The sequence below is a fragment of the Citrobacter sp. LST-B2 genome (assembly GCF_057983045.1).
In genome coordinates, this window is record NZ_CP192598.1 from 1948908 (window position 1) to 1963711 (window position 14804).

The window sequence follows — 14804 nt, forward strand, 5'->3', positions numbered from 1 at the left end:
CTGACTTAGCGTCCTGATGACTCAAAACGGCGACGGGCGTTCGCTTCGCGTGCTGCACGTGCAACTTCTACGGAGACAACGCGACGTCCCACTGGCCAGAGTGCAATCGCGGCAATCTTAAAGTTCGCAATGCCAACCGGAATACCAATGATCGTGATGCACTGGGTGATACCTGCGGCGATGTGCATCAGACACAGCCACCAGCCGAAGAAGATCAGCCAGAAAATATTCAGCAGCGTCCCGCCCGTATTCATCAGCACACTTTTACCCGCCGGATCCAGTTCATCAACATGAACCGCTTCGTTTCCGTAAGGCAGCAGCGACAACCTGGTGATTTCCCAGCATGAGCGGGTGAGCGGCAGGGTGAAGATCAGCACTATACTGACCAGCGTTGCCAGGAACCAGGACAGCGTGGTGGCAAAACCCCCCAACACAAAATTCAAAATATTCAGAACGGTACGCATAAACCCTCGATTGATTCTGGTTTTCTGTGATTTCCGGCAATTGTAACGTTTTTTTGGGCTGGAGCACGTATTCTCTGGCGGTTACACTGAGAAGAAATACGCTTTGTCTGGATCGGCTGAGTCATGGAACTGAAAGCAACGTCTATTGGTAAACGTCTGGCGCAACACCCGTACGATCGGGCGGTGATCCTTAATGCGGGCATTAAGGTATCGGGCGATCGCCATGAATATCTCATTCCCTTCAATCAGTTACTGGCGATTCATTGTAAGCGCGGGCTGGTGTGGGGTGAGCTGGAATTTGTGCTGCCGGACGAAAAAGTGGTGCGACTGCATGGCACAGAGTGGGCAGAAACTCAGCGCTTCCATCACCATCTGAATAGCCGCTGGCAGCAGTGGAGCCAGGAAATGAGTGAAGTTGCGGCTGGCGTACTGCAGGAGCAACTGGATTTGATTGCGGCCCGAACCGGGCAAAATGCCTGGCTGACGCGCGAGCAAACGACGGGATTACAGCAACAGATCCTGCGGGCGTTTGCCGCGCTGCCGTTACCGGTTAACCGGCTGGAAGAGTTTGAGAACTGTCGCGATGCGCTGCGACAGTGCCAGGCGTGGCTGAAAGATATCGAGGCATGTCGCCTGCAGCATAACCAGGCGTATACCGAAACGATGTTGACGGAATACGCCGATTTTTTCCAGAAGGTGGAATCGTCACCGCTCAATCCGGCTCAGGCCAGAGCGGTCGTCAATGGCGAACATTCTTTGCTGGTGCTGGCTGGGGCCGGTAGCGGTAAAACATCCGTGCTGGTGGCGCGGGCGGGCTGGCTGCTGGCGCGGGGCGAAGCGGCCGCAGAACAGATCCTGCTACTGGCTTTTGGTCGCAAAGCGGCGCAGGAGATGGATGAGCGTATTCGTGAGCGGCTGCATACCGAGGAGATAACGGCGCGGACGTTCCATGCCCTGGCGCTGCACATCATTCAACAGGGCAGCAAAAAAGTACCGACCATCAGTAAGCTTGAAAATGACACCGCCGCGCGAAATAAACTATTCATCAGCACCTGGCGTCAACAATGCAGCGAGAAAAAAGCGCAGGCGAAGGGCTGGCGACAGTGGCTGGAAGAGGAAATGGCGTGGACGGTGCCGGAAGGCAATTTCTGGGACGATGAAAAACTACAACGGCGTATTGCCTCGCGTCTGGATCGCTGGGTGAGCCTGATGCGCATGCATGGCGGAGCCCAGGCGGAGATGATTGCCAGCGCACCGGAGGAGATTCGGGATCTGTTTGGAAAGCGTGTGAAGCTGATGGCGCCATTGCTGAAAGCCTGGAAAAGTGCGCTGAAAGCGGAAAACGCCGTCGATTTTTCAGGTCTGATTCATCAGGCCATTGTGATTCTGGAAAAAGGGCGTTTTGTCAGTCCGTGGAAGCATATTCTGGTGGATGAATTTCAGGATATCTCCCCGCAGCGTGCCGCGCTGCTGGCTGCATTGCGTAAGCAAAATAGCCATACCACGTTGTTCGCCGTCGGGGATGACTGGCAGGCTATTTACCGTTTTAGCGGCGCGCAGCTTTCCTTAACGACTGCGTTTCATCAGACCTTCGGCGACGGTGACCGTTGCGATCTCGACACCACTTACCGTTTCAACAATCGCATTGGCGAAATCGCTAACCGCTTTATTCAGCAGAACCCACATCAACTCAAGAAACCGCTTAATAGTCTGACGACGGGAGATAAGAAAGCCGTTACGTTGCTGGATGACACGCAGCTTGATGCGTTGTTGGATAAGATCTCCGGTTATGCGAAAGCCGACGAGCGGATTCTGGTGCTGGCGCGTTATCACCATCTGAAACCGGCCAGTCTCGAAAAGGCGGCAACCCGTTGGCCTAAGCTGCAACTTGATTTCATGACCATCCACGCCAGCAAGGGGCAACAGGCGGATTACGTTATCATTGTCGGGCTACAGGAAGGGAGCGATGGTTTCCCGGCACCGGCGCGTGAATCCATCATGGAAGAGGCGTTGCTGCCGGTCGTGGAAGATTTTCCGGATGCGGAAGAGCGGCGGTTGCTTTACGTTGCCCTGACCCGCGCCCGCCATCGGGTCTGGCTGCTGTACAACAAAGCGACCCCCTCACGCTTCGTGGAGGATCTCAAAGACCTGGACGTGCCGGTGGTAAGAAAACCGTAAGCAACAGGCGACGCCCGTCGCCTGCGCGGGATTACTTGAGGCGTTCAGCCAGATAACGCGGATAGTCCGGAATGAGCACGTCAACGGCATCATTGAAGTGTGGCGACTGGATAATGAAATCCGCCGTGGCGACGTTGGTGGCGACAGGGATATTCCAGACGGTCGCCAGGCGCAGCAACGCTTTCACATCCGGATCGTGCGGAACCGCGTTAAGCGGATCCCAAAAGAAAATCAGCACATCAATTTTCCCTTCAGAAATCAACGCGCCAACCTGCTGATCGCCACCCATCGGACCGCTCAGCATGGCGTTAACGTCCATACCCGTCGCGCGTTGAATAAGATTTCCGGTCGTCCCGGTGGCGTAGAGCACATGTTTTTCCAGCAACGGCTGGTGGCGTTCTACCCAGCTCATCAACATCTTTTTGCAGTGATCGTGTGCAACCAGCGCAATGTGCTTACGCGCCGGCAAAGTGCGAGTCGTCAGTTCCATCATTCAGTTCCATTGTGGGTTTTGCTACAGAGTACTTAATGTGCCTGATGCTGCAAGAGAAAGACGAAAAAAAAGCCGGACGGAACAAAACATCAGGACGAGGGCTGTTTCTCCGCCCATTGCAGAAAGCTATTACGCGTTTGCGGGTCCGCCTGGCGAAACCAGTATTTCAGACGCTGTTCTGTGAGCGTCTGAGATTGCGGCGGGATGGTATCCAGTTCTGAGACCCCCGAAAGCAGAGTGCTGTCGTCGGCCATCATCGTCGCGAACTGGGGTAAGGAAGCACGTTTTGCCGATTTATTGTAGCGCTCCGTTTCTGCCTCAAAATCAATGGCTTTAGTTTTTGAGGTAATGGCGAGGATATCCAGTTGTACCGGGATCGGCATCGCATTGCCATCCAGTAATTCCAGCCGTGGCGCCACGTCAAAATGGCTGGCGTCGCGGTCGCTTTCCAGGCGCGGAAGGTGAAAATTAACCTGCTCCACGCGCTGAGTGTCAAAACTGATCACCAGCGGCGGGGAAATGTAGAGCTGTTCTGCATGGCTGGGGAGGCGGATTGTCTTCTCAACCCGAAAAACAAGTTGATGGGGCCCATTATCGAGCTCAATGCTGTCCGCGCCGCGCAGGAGTGAACTGGAGACCTTTTTGCCGTCCAGTACCAGCAGGTCAATGTCGGTTGAAAGACGAAGAGTGGTAGCGAAAACCGTGACCGGCAAGCAGAGGGCTATCATCAGGGTCACAGTGCCGGTTTTCATAGGGTTCTCCTGTCCAAGGACCGCCGGGTAAGAATGTATCAAAATTTTTCGATAATCATGTTTACTAACATATAGACATATTTTGGCGTTTTGCTCTCATACTTACGGGTGGGACGCATGGTTGGGTTGTCAGGATTGTCGTACACTTTGCAAAACAGCCTGGAGAATGATGATGAAAGAGACCGATATTGCTGGCATTTTAACCTCGACCCGAACCATTGCATTGGTTGGCGCAAGCGATAAGCCTGACCGTCCAAGCTACCGCGTGATGAAGTATTTACTCGATCAGGGCTATCACGTGATTCCGGTTTCCCCGAAGGTTGCCGGTAAAACCTTGTTAGGGCAGAAGGGCTACGCGACGCTGGCGGACGTGCCGGAAAAAGTGGATATGGTGGATGTGTTCCGTAATTCAGAAGCGGCATGGGGCGTCGCTCAGGAAGCGATTGCGATTGGCGCGAAAACGCTGTGGATGCAATTGGGCGTGATTAATGAGCAGGCTGCGGTGCTGGCGCGCGAAGCGGGATTGATGGTGGTGATGGATCGCTGCCCGGCGATTGAGATCCCACGACTGGGGTTAACGAAGTAAGTCGACGAGTCTGGCGGCCGAAAGAAGACAGGCCCGAGAAGCAATGCGCCATCGGGCCCTGGTAAGGATCAGTTACGCAGGCGAGGGGCCTGCAACTGTTTACGAATGGTCTGAGCAAGCTCATCCATCGAAGGCTGTTCAGGATGCTCGTCCTGCGTTTCGCTGCTTAGCTGCGCTTCGGCAAGATAGGTATGCACTGGACGACCGTCATCATCTTCCATCACCACGTGATACCACGGAGCGGCGCGAAGCTCGTCGTTGACCGCCAACTCATCAGGTGACGGCTCTGCAAGCGAATAGACCGGGTCGATATCCACGACCACTCCGAGATATCCTAACAGGGAATGGCGGACCTGCTGGCCGATACCGAATTTGCTGGCAATCATAGTCACCTCCCGGGAAATCATTACTCTCGATATGAGGGTAAAATTCCACTTTTCAAGTTACATGACGCGACAGGCAAACCCTTTCAGATACAGCCCTTCCGGGTAGGTAGCGATCACGGGATGATCGGCGGCCTGACGGAACTGCTCTATAAATTGTACATCACGCCCTGCATCAATTGCGGCATCGGCGATGATTTTCTGAAATAAATCTGTTGTCATCAGGCCGGAACAGGAGAACGTCAACAGCACGCCGCCCGGATTCAGCAACTGGATCGCCAGCATGTTGATATCCTTGTAACCCCGACATGCCCCCATCAACTGGCTTTTGTTTTCGACAAACTTCGGCGGATCCATCACGATGACATCAAACTTTTCGCCACGATCGCGATAGGTTCGTAACAGTTTAAAGACATCGTCACGGACAAATTCTGCCTTGCTGAGATCGAGTTTGTTGAGTTCAACGTTCTGTTTCGCAATATCCAGCGCTTCCTGGGAGGTATCGACGCTGGTCACCTGACGACAACCGCCCATCAGTGCAGAAACAGCAAAACCTCCGGTGTAGGAGAAACAATTGAGCACCCGCTGGTTTTCGACATAACGGCGCGTCGCCAGACGGCTGTCACGTTGATCGAGGTAATAACCGGTTTTGTGACCGCCCTGGATATCCACCAGCAGCTTCATACCGTGCTCTTCAATTGGCAGCAGTGCAGGGGGGATCTCACCGGTGACCGGGCCTTGCGTCAGCTCCATCCCCTCTTTTTTACGTACCGCGACATCGCTACGGTCATAAATCGCACATTCCGGGTAGAGCGCTTGCAGCGCGCTAATCAATGCGGCACGCTGATATTCCGCGCCAGCGCTGAGCAGTTGCAGCACCAGGAAATGACCGAAGCGGTCGATGGTTATGCCCGGCAAGCCGTCGGATTCTCCGGCGATCAAACGATAGCTGTCCAGACCATCTTTTTTCGCCAGCCAGTCGCGCCATTGCTGCGCCTGTTGCAGACGGCGGGTGAAGAAGGCGATATCGACAGACTCGTTCTTGTCGAAGGTCCAGACGCGTGCGCGGATTTGCGACGCCGGGGAAAAGGCGCCACGGGCTAACCATTTACCCTGATGGTCAACAATGTCGATGGTTTCACCGAGGTTGGCTTTACCTTCCATACGGGCAACGGCACCAGAAAAGACCCACGGATGGCGGCGAAGTAATGATTTTTCGCGCCCTTTGGCTAACACTAAACGTACACTCATAATTAACGGTTCTGTCGAATCAAAGAAATGGGCGCCATTGTCCTGAGTTTTACCCGGATTTGCAACGCGCCCGAGGATGTGAAGGAGAATAACAATGTCGAGAGTCTGCATTATCGCGTGGGTTTATGGCCGGGTTCAGGGCGTGGGATTTCGCTATACCACGCAGCAGGAGGCACGGCGTCTGAGCTTAACCGGTTACGCCAGGAACAGGGATGATGGCAGCGTGGAGGTGGTTGCCAGCGGCGAAGCGGAGCAGGTCGACAAATTACTGAAATGGCTCAAGGACGGCGGCCCGCGTTCTGCCCGGGTAGACAGAGTCCTGAGTGAGCCGCACCGTCCTCGAGAGGCGTTTACCGGTTTTAGTATTCGTTATTAAATACACTTCACCGGTTTTGGCAGGCCAGCAATTTTAGTGGCCTGTTTTGCCGGGCCTTTTGGAAACAGACGATACAGATAACGGCTGTTGCCTTTCTCCTCGCCAAACTTATTCGCCATCGCTTTGACTAACATACGAATCGCAGGCGAGGTATTAAACTCCAGATAAAAGTCGCGCACAAAACGCACCACTTCCCAGTGTTCCGGGGAGAGGATAATTCCCTCGTTTTCAGCAATGACCACCGCCATCGGCTCGCTCCACTGCGCGCTATCTTTCAGATAGCCGTCGGCGTCGGTAGCGATTTCTTTACCTTCAAAGATCAACATAATTCTTCACTGCGTTAGACAACCTGGCGGCAGTTTACCAAAAAACAAAGCCCCGCATAAGCGGGGCCGGGTGTCATGCCGGATTGCCGTTAATCGCGGCTGGCGAAGCCCAAAATGCTGAGCAGGCTGACAAAGATGTTGTACAGCGAAACGTAGAGGCTAACCGTTGCGCGGATATAGTTGGTTTCACCGCCACGGATGATGTTGCTGGTTTCAAACAGGATTGCGCCTGAAGAAATCAGGATAAACACCGCGCTGATCGCCAGGTGCAGCGCTGGCAGTTGCAGGAAGATGTTAGCAACCATACCAATCAGTACCACCACAATACCGGCCATCAGCATGCCGCCGAGGAAGGACATGTCTTTGCGGGTGGTCAGCACATAGGCGGAGCAGCAGAAAAACACCAGCGCGGTGCCGCCCAGCGCCATCCCGATCACGTCGCCCATTCCAGCGGACAGGTAAGCGTTCAGAATCGGCCCAAGGATGTAACCGAGGAAACCAGTGAAGGCAAACGCGGAAATAATACCGCTTGGCTTGTTCGCCGTTTTATAGGTCAGGAACATCAGCCCGTACATCCCCACCAGCGTCAGAATCAGACCCGGAGAAGGCAGCATCAGCACGGTGCTGGCGGTGGCGGTGATCGCCGAAAATGCCAGCGTCAGGCTCAGCAGAAAATAGGTATTACGCAGTACTTTGTGCGTGCTAAGTAGCGATGTACGGTCATGTGATGAACTAACAATACGATCCATGAGTCACTCTCTTATGACAGATGTAATTAATGATGGAGGATAATGAAAACACAGACGACGACACAGCGCTTTTACCCATCTTTACTCATTTGATCTAAATCAGGTTTCATCGTGGATGACAGTGAATAGCTGATAAAGCATGAGTATTGTGCTGAATAAATGGACAATCTGTTGTTATTTCAGGCTATTAACAACATTTTGACTGTTTTTCAGGCAAACGAACACATTCGGGCTTTACACAGCGCATCGGGATGTTTATAGTGCGCCTCATTCCGGAAGTGTGGCCGAGCGGTTGAAGGCACCGGTCTTGAAAACCGGCGACCCGAAAGGGTTCCAGAGTTCGAATCTCTGCGCTTCCGCCAGATTAAACAAGGGGTTAGCAATAAGCTAGCCCCTTTGTTTTTGAGGCGAAGAATAAAAAAAGAATATTCTCGGAGAATATCCCATCCCTCCATAAGCATAAAAATTCACTTTTCCCCAATAACCGGACGATCCAGCGTCGGGCTGATTTGCACCTTTCTGTCATAGATAAGCACCTGACTTTCAGTTTTGTGACCGCTAAAAATCTGCTTATCCCTGCTACTCCCCTCAAAATCAGAAATGGCTTTTGCCTTGATATCGTGAAACGTGTAATCCAGTTGTCGGCCCAGTTCGCTTTGTGCGGCACGTACGGCCTTTAGCCAGCGGTTATTGAATGTCTTGCGGATGAACTGACCACGATCATTGTTATAGATAACCAGTGCGTCAGGTGAGAGCCTCGGGCATTCTGTCTGTGCCGTTTCCAGCGCCTGCCGAAGGCGGGGCGTCCACACCTTAATTTGCTTTTTCCCTGTCTTACCCTGCTGGATAAAAATCCCCTTGTCAGATATCTGCATCCAGCGCAGAGCGAGTACATCAGCTTGCCGGGCTGCGCACAGGTACGATATTTCCATTGCTGCCCTGACGACGTGATCTGCATGTTTATAAATCGCCAGATAGTCTTCGTCAGTGATGTATTGCTCGCGAGCCTTGAGAGAGAATTTACTGACGCCGGCGCACGGATTTCCCTTAACGTAACCGCGCTCATATCCCCATCGGTAAACACGCGACATACTGCTCATTTCCTGGTTAGCCTGATTTTTACTTTGCAGGCCACGACGATCCATAAACTGACGAACGTCTTCCGGTTTGATTAAGTCAGCTTTAACTTTACCGAATACGGCAAGTAGTTTTTTCTGATGTTGCAGGTAATCCCGCTGGGTTCGTATTGCAAGCTCGGTGTAGTAGGCGCTTTTTAGAAACATCTTCCAGAGCTTTTCGAACGTCATCACATCTGAATAATTGCGTCGTTCTTCCTCGTACCGTTTCCATAACGCTGACATGGTGAGGGTGATTGGTCCAAGCGTCACGGTTTCCCGCGAGGTGGGTTTGTAGTAGTAACGCGTTCTGGTTTTTGATACGCGCGGGGGTAGCCTGTTATCACCCGGATCCTTTCTTCTGCGCCCCATTTAAATAGCTCCAAAATCGGGTTTCTCTTCTGTACTGGTCTGCACGGCGATCTGTCCGTTCAGTACAGCGTTGATATGTGTCCAGGTAACCATCGGGCGCCCTTCCCGGTCGGGAATGTACGAAACGCCGCCTCGGTCCAGTATTTCCCGTTGTTTGGATGGTTTCTGATAGCCGGTAAACTCAATCAGTTCAGCGTCTGTTAGCAGATCGTTTTCTCTGGTCATGTTGGTCTTTCCTCATCATCCGGTACACAGCGTCGTCAGCATCACTGCAGGCGCGTTCGATGTCGGACTGGGTCAGTGTCTTCTTTCGTACGCTTGCCGATAACCGGCCAATCTTTATATCGAAATCTGTGAGCAGAGTAGCTCCGGGTTGCCATCGCAGCATTGCGACCTCCTGTGAATAGTGAGGCCGCAATGCTAGCGGTAGCGGGGTTTTATTTCTGATTACGCTTAATCAGGTTTGCAGGGAGGAATGCGCCTTTCTCACGCGTAACCTTCACGTTTTTCGGCAGATGCATACCCAGTTCACAACGGCTGCGGGCTTCAATAATGCCGTTACTACCGTCAGGGAAAACGACATGTACTGCATCGCCACGTTTGAGGGATAGTTTCAGCATAGTTAGCGCACCTGCAATGAACGTTCGCCGATCTCAAGATGAGCGCCCGGTACGGGCGTTAACAGTTCGGCAGGAACTTCGCCACCATCAGCGGTGATTTGCGCTGCGGCAGCTTCTGCAGCCTCTATTGCCTCTTTGATGGCTTTTTTGTCCGGGGCGATAATCGTCTGAACATTTACCAGATCATCAGGCAGTAGCTTTTCGTTATCGATCACAACGCTGATGCTACCTTTACGGGCAGTAAAAGTGTTTTTAGGTGTCTTGAGCTTATCCAGATTCGCGGCCATAAGGCACGACAGAATATATTCCCGCAGAGTTTTATCTTTATTTTCGAAAGACTTTTTGCGCTCCGCCAGGCGCTTCATTTCCTCATCACAGGTTTTGGCATGTCCGAGATTATTGCGGGCTATTACCATGATGGCATCCAGCTTATCCGCCAGTTCTCCTTCAATGCCTTCCAGAGTATCGGCGATCATTTCCGGAGTCAGTTCATCAGAGCTTTCCAGCAATTGCAGCAGGTTGGTATAGTCGGCAGCTAACGCGATTGCAGTAGTCATTATGCTTTCTCCTGTACTTTTTTCAGTTCGGCGATACGTCCATCTTTGATAGTTGTCAGGCGACGCAGACGCCCACCTAAGTAACGGGCATGCTGTGTGTCACCTTTCGCCTCTGCATCCTTGCGATGCACCTCCGCTTCGCGAGCAATCGAAGAATAGACCTTGTTGATCTCGTGCTCTGATACAGCAGATGCAATGGTGTTAGCGACTCGGGTCAGTTTGTCGTCCAGTTCCCGACGTACACGGGCGGCATCCTCGGCGTTTTCGCTGGCATTTTTGAGCGCGAATTCTTCTTTATTTTTCTGGCGATATTCCGGGTTATCGTACAGGCCCATGAAAATATCAGCGCAGAAACCAAGTGCAGACAGCGCTTTTTTGGTTGCGTCAGTCAGTGATTTTTTTGTCGCTTCACCATCGCAAATAGGGCCGTATTTGCTGCCGTAAATATATGGGGTACACCCGAAAGAAATTTCCTCTCCGCGTACACCATTGCGGGTGTACCAAAGTCTGATTTTGATAACGTGATGTTTCTCTGTCAGGATGCCGCCGACACCGTCGGGTATAAGTTCCCACGTGTTATTACCGTCAGTGCCTTTGACTGTGCGAGTAATTGGCGCGCCATCGTCAAAGCGTTCTTCCAGAATATCGACACCCCAGCCGATACCTTTCGGACCAAATTCGCGGGTAGCAATCATGGTCATGTAGGTGCCATTGATCGAGGTTCCGCCTCCATTCACAGAGAACGCAGTAGTAAAACGTTCATCTGTTTTGAACACCTCTTTCCACAATTCCAGGTTATCGCGTTCAGTAGACTGCATTTCGTTGATGCTCTGAACCAGTTCAGATGCCTGCGGGAGCTGCTCTTCACGTTTAACGCGCTCGACAAGTTGATCCGCATCCTGAACGATAATTTTTACTTTATCGCTCAGCTTTTCTTCTTGCTGGTCAGTTTCGTCATGGTTCGTTGCATAAACGCCGTAACCCATACTATTCAACGTTTCACGGGCCTGTGTTGCCTGGTCTTCTGTAACAGTTCCTTGTTCGGTCACTTCCTGTTTTTCACCTTCATTTGAGGCGGTTTCAGGTAGCAGATTATCAACAGAGAACATTCCATTTCCGAGGTTTGATACCTGCGGTTGGGTATCGGTTTTAACCCATTTCGGATCGTTAGGGTCGCTGATACCTTCTACGTACTCGCCGCGCTCTGCCGCAAGCAGTTTGCCGGTTCTATCCGCATCAGTATCAGCACACTCGAACTGACCATTTTCAGCCAGCCAGGAATCAATATGGCGCCGCAGTGACTCAGGGAAATGGTATGTATCTTTAGCAGGTGCATCCTGAATAACGCCAAAAACACTAGGGCGGTCATAGTTTAGGATCTGCACTGTTGAACGTAGTGCCGCTGACCAGCGTTTGAAATCTTCGCGGTCTTCTTCAATGATGTGTTCAGCAGCACGTAGCGCGCGAACTGATACTGTTTCTGTGAAATTGATCGGGAGAAGGGCGAGGGCAATTTCCTGATCCAGTGTGGCATAAGAATGCTTATATCCGCACTGTGGTGCTACTTTGTTACTGCCATTGTTGACACCATCATTATCCAATGCGGTATTTTCCGGCAGCATTTCTTCACGCTTACTAGGATTCTCCAGCCAGTGTTTAATGAATTGTGAAATTGCTGCCTTACCCGGTGTCTGGCCTTCAAATTTAGCGAAGATGGCCTGAATCAGATTGTTTAACCCCTCAACATGCATGTGACGAACGGGTTCGTTATTTTCCAGGGCATGAAGAATATTAGAATTCAGCCGATCGTCATCATCAAACGGCTCGTGGTTATTTTCCAGATTATCGAGATAATCCAGCACCTGAGAGTAAAGTACACCGTCAATGGGGGAATTACTGAACATAAGAACGGCAATGAAGCGTTCACGAGCTGGCAGCTTCGTCAGATCGATTATCTCATCGTTGGCAGGTAAATTTGGGGTACTGGTGTCTGATTTGTTGGCGATCCACTTTTCCCCGTCGAATGTGTTCGCCTGAGCAAATTGCTCATCAAATTTTCCGACTTCCGGACGAGGCTGGCCCTCTGAATCTTCCCAGATTTTAGGCTTAAAATAGTTGTCGCCATTTGCGGGATAATGCTCCCAGAGTTTGCCGATAATGATACTTTCAGCGACTTTTTTATTTGGCGCTTCGATGCTGATTGCCAACGCAACAGCACCATCCTTGATAGCCGATTTTTTCGGCTCGAACAGACAGTTGTAGATTGTCACTTGGTCTTTCCTCTTTGGTTACTGGCGCTGGTCATGCGCCGGTTGATCAATATGGGATGTCGCTTTCCTGAACAGGGGAGTGATCAATACAGAGCAGTTGCTGTATTTTGTCGTCAACCAGGGCTATCTGACTTTGTGCCAAAGTTGCGATTTTCTCTTTCTGGTCACGCAGCTGGTCGACCTGCAGAGCAATAATGTCGAATGGCTCTGGTTGGTTTACATCGATGGAGATATTGCGCGTTTCCAGCAAGACATATTGATCTGGAAAACTACGTGACATGTCACAGGTGGCGACAATGATTTTTTCCTGAGAAAAAGTGTTGGCGTTGTAATGGATGTACAGCGTTACAGGGATGGTAAGCGCTTCCATAGCGGCTCCTTACTGATGTATAATTTGAGCCGATCAGCGGCTCATGTCGTTGGTCTTTCCTCGGTACAGGGTTGGTCCCCTGTACCACCTCCGGGTGGTTTGGTCACCGTCCCGGGTAAAGAGACCCACTTCGGTGGGTTTTTTTACATCTGTTGCCCGTCTTTCCGGGCTGTCAGGGCTGGTCATGCCCGAGTTGGTCTTTCCTCTGTGCTCGTTGCTATGTGAAAAAATGTGCCCACCGTGGTGGCTGGGCAAAGACTACACACAGCAATTTTGGATTCATTGCGGTCTTTCCCGCATGTCATCGTACTGGCGGCGACCCGCGAATTCGTTGCCTGTCTTTCCAGACTGTCAGAACGTTTTTCTGAACAACTGCCGCGTGGTTAGTGCGTCGTTGATGTTGCAAAGCTTAATTAAAGGTAAGTTAGTGGTCAATGGTTTTTGCTTAAAAAAAGTTAAGTTAGTTGGCGAGAGAATATAACTAATTGAATAATTGAGTTATTTTTTTTGCGATTTTTTTCTGGCGGCTAGTAGTTCTTCGAAAAGAGCATTGAAGTCATCAACTTTTTGCTCCAAATCAGCCAAATGCCGATCTTTCTCTGACTCAGGGAGGGAATCGAAAAGCTCAAGCAGTTTCTGTTGGCGCTCATCTAACTCTGTCGGTATTTCTGATGGTGGTAATGGTGTTTGGTCTTCATCACCATAAAGCAGCCATGTTGGAGAGCACTTCAACACCTTACTTAATGTGAATAGATTCTTTCCTCGAGGCTGTGTTTCACCGCTTTCCCATTTAAAAATAGTGACGTGCGAAACCTTCACAGCATCTGCAAGTTTTTGCTGCGACATGCCGAGTTGTGTTCTTCTGCTGCGGATGCGGTCATTCAGTTCGATGTTCTTCATAGGGTTAATGTAAATTAATTTGACTTACCTTATGTTAAGTTGTAATTTCCAAACAAACGTTAATACCAGGAGGTGAATGTGCTTACTCAAGATGCAATTAATTACTTTGGCAGTAAGGCCAAATTGGCAAAAGCATTGGGCGTATCTCAGCCCGCAGTTTCTCGTTGGGGAGTGCATATCCCCGAAAAGAGAGCCGCTCGTTTGGCTCTCATGACCGCTGGCGAGCTCGTTTATGACCCGTGCGAGTACCAGGATGTTTCGAAAACTGATAACGCAGCTTAACAAGAGGCGTATTTAAAATCTGATTAAGCGTAATCAGGTTTTCAGCGACAGGAGACGCGAACGAGTGGAAAACCTCGACGAACTGAAAAGAGAGATCTTCAACTGGGCTGCGGAACGCGGGCAGGAACATGTTGCCATCGAGATCACCCGTATGTGGTTTCGGATGGGTGGCAATACCAGCTCTGTGAAACTGCACCAGATGGAGGATTCGAAAGGTAATGCTGACTGGCGGGCTATCAACAACAACCGGCAGCAGATTTTTCGCTGGTTACGTGGAGAGACTAAAGCGGCGAGAACCAAAACCAAAGCGCTGGCCAAAGCGATGGAAGCTGCACTGCCTGCGGAAAGATACGCGCAGCTGGGAATGACCACTCAGCATTTAATTTGCATTGCGATCCGTGATTTCGCCGCCGCAATTATCGCGTTGCTACTTGATGCCAGGGATCGACCCCAGCGGATAGCACAGGCATTACAAGCCATACAGGAAACACAGCGCCTGACCAGCGTTTAACTTGTATCGAGGAAAGACCAACATGCTGACTTCAATCGACCGCATTACATGGCGGAACGGATTTCGACTAAACGGGGCGCCAGCCACCCTGGATGATATCGAAGATATTTTCGAAGGCCGTCGCGCAGCTGCGCTATCTATCTGGGCGCAGTATGAAAAACTGAAAGAAGAACTCCGCGAAATAGAATTGTCACCTGAGGAATATCAGGCGGCATGCCGTCAAATCGCCGAAACACTGGGGATTTGATT

General features: G+C 51.2%; 20 protein-coding genes and 1 tRNA gene. 7 read left to right on the forward strand and 14 right to left on the reverse strand.

Going from position 1 to position 14804, the window contains the following annotated elements; all coding sequences use genetic code 11:
- Positions 1 to 5: 5 nt before the first annotated feature.
- A complete protein-coding gene (locus ACQ0PY_RS09200) occupies positions 6 to 464 on the reverse strand; it encodes a YccF domain-containing protein (protein WP_043001155.1) in 459 nt (152 codons plus the stop codon).
- Between the two features lie 123 nt (positions 465 to 587).
- Here ACQ0PY_RS09200 and helD point away from each other — a divergent pair, with 123 nt between their 5' ends.
- Positions 588 to 2642, forward strand: a complete 2055-nt coding sequence (gene helD / locus ACQ0PY_RS09205) for a DNA helicase IV (RefSeq protein ID WP_109740140.1) — start codon at positions 588 to 590, stop codon at positions 2640 to 2642.
- Between the two features lie 31 nt (positions 2643 to 2673).
- Here helD and mgsA read toward each other — a convergent pair whose 3' ends face one another.
- Together mgsA and ACQ0PY_RS09215 are read right to left on the reverse strand one after the other, a co-directional pair.
- Positions 2674 to 3132: a methylglyoxal synthase gene (gene mgsA, locus ACQ0PY_RS09210; RefSeq protein ID WP_044256300.1), complete on the reverse strand. Its 459-nt coding sequence runs from the start codon at positions 3130 to 3132 to the stop codon at positions 2674 to 2676.
- 92 nt (positions 3133 to 3224) lie between these two features.
- On the reverse strand, positions 3225 to 3887 hold the full coding sequence (locus ACQ0PY_RS09215; protein ID WP_043001152.1) for a DUF2057 family protein: 663 nt from the start codon (positions 3885 to 3887) through the stop codon (positions 3225 to 3227).
- Between the two features lie 172 nt (positions 3888 to 4059).
- Between ACQ0PY_RS09215 and ACQ0PY_RS09220 the strand changes: the two genes are divergently transcribed.
- Positions 4060 to 4473 carry a CoA-binding protein gene (locus tag ACQ0PY_RS09220; RefSeq protein ID WP_044256299.1) on the forward strand — a complete coding sequence of 138 codons (414 nt, stop codon included), beginning with the start codon at positions 4060 to 4062 and terminating at the stop codon, positions 4471 to 4473.
- 68 nt (positions 4474 to 4541) lie between these two features.
- Here the strand turns inward: ACQ0PY_RS09220 and hspQ are convergent, their stop codons facing one another.
- Together hspQ and rlmI are read right to left on the reverse strand one after the other, a co-directional pair.
- Complete coding sequence (gene hspQ, locus ACQ0PY_RS09225) at positions 4542 to 4859, reverse strand: heat shock protein HspQ (protein WP_042319966.1); 318 nt, start codon at positions 4857 to 4859, stop codon at positions 4542 to 4544.
- A 57-nt stretch (positions 4860 to 4916) separates the two neighbouring features.
- On the reverse strand, positions 4917 to 6107 hold the full coding sequence (rlmI, locus tag ACQ0PY_RS09230; protein WP_109740141.1) for a 23S rRNA (cytosine(1962)-C(5))-methyltransferase RlmI: 1191 nt from the start codon (positions 6105 to 6107) through the stop codon (positions 4917 to 4919).
- A gap of 94 nt (positions 6108 to 6201) precedes the next feature.
- On the opposite strand from rlmI, the gene yccX reads away from it, so the two are divergent.
- Positions 6202 to 6483 carry an acylphosphatase gene (yccX, locus tag ACQ0PY_RS09235; RefSeq protein WP_043001149.1) on the forward strand — a complete coding sequence of 94 codons (282 nt, stop codon included), beginning with the start codon at positions 6202 to 6204 and terminating at the stop codon, positions 6481 to 6483.
- Here yccX and tusE read toward each other — a convergent pair.
- Both tusE and yccA read right to left on the reverse strand, forming a co-directional pair.
- Positions 6480 to 6809 carry a sulfurtransferase TusE gene (gene tusE, locus ACQ0PY_RS09240; protein ID WP_043001148.1) on the reverse strand — a complete coding sequence of 110 codons (330 nt, stop codon included), beginning with the start codon at positions 6807 to 6809 and terminating at the stop codon, positions 6480 to 6482. The genes yccX and tusE overlap by 4 nt on opposite strands.
- A gap of 89 nt (positions 6810 to 6898) precedes the next feature.
- The gene (yccA, locus tag ACQ0PY_RS09245) at positions 6899 to 7558 is read right to left on the reverse strand and encodes an FtsH protease modulator YccA (RefSeq protein WP_012905355.1); all 660 of its coding nucleotides are present in this window, start codon (positions 7556 to 7558) and stop codon (positions 6899 to 6901) included.
- A gap of 274 nt (positions 7559 to 7832) precedes the next feature.
- Here yccA and ACQ0PY_RS09250 point away from each other — a divergent pair.
- Positions 7833 to 7920 (forward strand) — tRNA-Ser (locus ACQ0PY_RS09250).
- A gap of 105 nt (positions 7921 to 8025) precedes the next feature.
- On the opposite strand, the gene ACQ0PY_RS09255 is transcribed toward ACQ0PY_RS09250, so the two are convergent.
- From ACQ0PY_RS09255 to ACQ0PY_RS09285, 7 genes are all read right to left on the reverse strand, one after another.
- Positions 8026 to 9045, reverse strand: coding sequence for a tyrosine-type recombinase/integrase (locus tag ACQ0PY_RS09255; protein WP_150547168.1), 1020 nt, complete (start codon positions 9043 to 9045; stop codon positions 8026 to 8028).
- Positions 9046 to 9270, reverse strand: a complete 225-nt coding sequence (locus ACQ0PY_RS09260; RefSeq protein ID WP_166444209.1) for a DUF4224 domain-containing protein — start codon at positions 9268 to 9270, stop codon at positions 9046 to 9048.
- Between the two features lie 212 nt (positions 9271 to 9482).
- Positions 9483 to 9665, reverse strand: coding sequence for a hypothetical protein (locus ACQ0PY_RS09265; RefSeq protein WP_044265724.1), 183 nt, complete (start codon positions 9663 to 9665; stop codon positions 9483 to 9485).
- A 2-nt stretch (positions 9666 to 9667) separates the two neighbouring features.
- The gene (locus ACQ0PY_RS09270; protein ID WP_150547075.1) at positions 9668 to 10222 is read right to left on the reverse strand and encodes a siphovirus Gp157 family protein; all 555 of its coding nucleotides are present in this window, start codon (positions 10220 to 10222) and stop codon (positions 9668 to 9670) included.
- On the reverse strand, positions 10222 to 12492 hold the full coding sequence (locus ACQ0PY_RS09275; RefSeq protein WP_150547076.1) for an exonuclease family protein: 2271 nt from the start codon (positions 12490 to 12492) through the stop codon (positions 10222 to 10224). Before ACQ0PY_RS09275 ends, ACQ0PY_RS09270 begins: the two co-directional genes overlap by 1 nt.
- A 46-nt stretch (positions 12493 to 12538) precedes the next feature.
- A complete protein-coding gene (locus ACQ0PY_RS09280; protein WP_150547077.1) occupies positions 12539 to 12862 on the reverse strand; it encodes a hypothetical protein in 324 nt (107 codons plus the stop codon).
- A 498-nt stretch (positions 12863 to 13360) separates the two neighbouring features.
- Positions 13361 to 13762, reverse strand: coding sequence for a helix-turn-helix domain-containing protein (locus ACQ0PY_RS09285; protein WP_150547078.1), 402 nt, complete (start codon positions 13760 to 13762; stop codon positions 13361 to 13363).
- Positions 13763 to 13840: 78 nt separating this feature from the next.
- On the opposite strand from ACQ0PY_RS09285, the gene ACQ0PY_RS09290 reads away from it, so the two are divergent.
- From ACQ0PY_RS09290 to ACQ0PY_RS09300, 3 genes are all read left to right on the forward strand, one after another.
- A complete protein-coding gene (locus ACQ0PY_RS09290) occupies positions 13841 to 14044 on the forward strand; it encodes a Cro/CI family transcriptional regulator (protein WP_150547079.1) in 204 nt (67 codons plus the stop codon).
- A 64-nt stretch (positions 14045 to 14108) separates the two neighbouring features.
- A complete protein-coding gene (locus ACQ0PY_RS09295) occupies positions 14109 to 14555 on the forward strand; it encodes a toxin YdaT family protein (RefSeq protein ID WP_150547081.1) in 447 nt (148 codons plus the stop codon).
- A 22-nt stretch (positions 14556 to 14577) separates the two neighbouring features.
- The gene (locus ACQ0PY_RS09300) at positions 14578 to 14802 is read left to right on the forward strand and encodes a hypothetical protein (protein ID WP_150547082.1); all 225 of its coding nucleotides are present in this window, start codon (positions 14578 to 14580) and stop codon (positions 14800 to 14802) included.
- Positions 14803 to 14804 lie beyond the last annotated feature (2 nt).

Coding starts and splice junctions, on each gene's coding strand:
- ACQ0PY_RS09200 (WP_043001155.1), bottom strand. CDS start 464: ATGCGTACCGTTCTGAATATTTTGAATTTTGTGTTGGGGGGTTTTGCC.
- helD (WP_109740140.1), top strand. CDS start 588: ATGGAACTGAAAGCAACGTCTATTGGTAAACGTCTGGCGCAACACCCG.
- mgsA (WP_044256300.1), bottom strand. CDS start 3,132: ATGGAACTGACGACTCGCACTTTGCCGGCGCGTAAGCACATTGCGCTG.
- ACQ0PY_RS09215 (WP_043001152.1), bottom strand. CDS start 3,887: ATGAAAACCGGCACTGTGACCCTGATGATAGCCCTCTGCTTGCCGGTC.
- ACQ0PY_RS09220 (WP_044256299.1), top strand. CDS start 4,060: ATGAAAGAGACCGATATTGCTGGCATTTTAACCTCGACCCGAACCATT.
- hspQ (WP_042319966.1), bottom strand. CDS start 4,859: ATGATTGCCAGCAAATTCGGTATCGGCCAGCAGGTCCGCCATTCCCTG.
- rlmI (WP_109740141.1), bottom strand. CDS start 6,107: ATGAGTGTACGTTTAGTGTTAGCCAAAGGGCGCGAAAAATCATTACTT.
- yccX (WP_043001149.1), top strand. CDS start 6,202: ATGTCGAGAGTCTGCATTATCGCGTGGGTTTATGGCCGGGTTCAGGGC.
- tusE (WP_043001148.1), bottom strand. CDS start 6,809: ATGTTGATCTTTGAAGGTAAAGAAATCGCTACCGACGCCGACGGCTAT.
- yccA (WP_012905355.1), bottom strand. CDS start 7,558: ATGGATCGTATTGTTAGTTCATCACATGACCGTACATCGCTACTTAGC.
- ACQ0PY_RS09255 (WP_150547168.1), bottom strand. CDS start 9,045: ATGGGGCGCAGAAGAAAGGATCCGGGTGATAACAGGCTACCCCCGCGC.
- ACQ0PY_RS09260 (WP_166444209.1), bottom strand. CDS start 9,270: ATGACCAGAGAAAACGATCTGCTAACAGACGCTGAACTGATTGAGTTT.
- ACQ0PY_RS09265 (WP_044265724.1), bottom strand. CDS start 9,665: ATGCTGAAACTATCCCTCAAACGTGGCGATGCAGTACATGTCGTTTTC.
- ACQ0PY_RS09270 (WP_150547075.1), bottom strand. CDS start 10,222: ATGACTACTGCAATCGCGTTAGCTGCCGACTATACCAACCTGCTGCAA.
- ACQ0PY_RS09280 (WP_150547077.1), bottom strand. CDS start 12,862: ATGGAAGCGCTTACCATCCCTGTAACGCTGTACATCCATTACAACGCC.
- ACQ0PY_RS09285 (WP_150547078.1), bottom strand. CDS start 13,762: ATGAAGAACATCGAACTGAATGACCGCATCCGCAGCAGAAGAACACAA.
- ACQ0PY_RS09300 (WP_150547082.1), top strand. CDS start 14,578: ATGCTGACTTCAATCGACCGCATTACATGGCGGAACGGATTTCGACTA.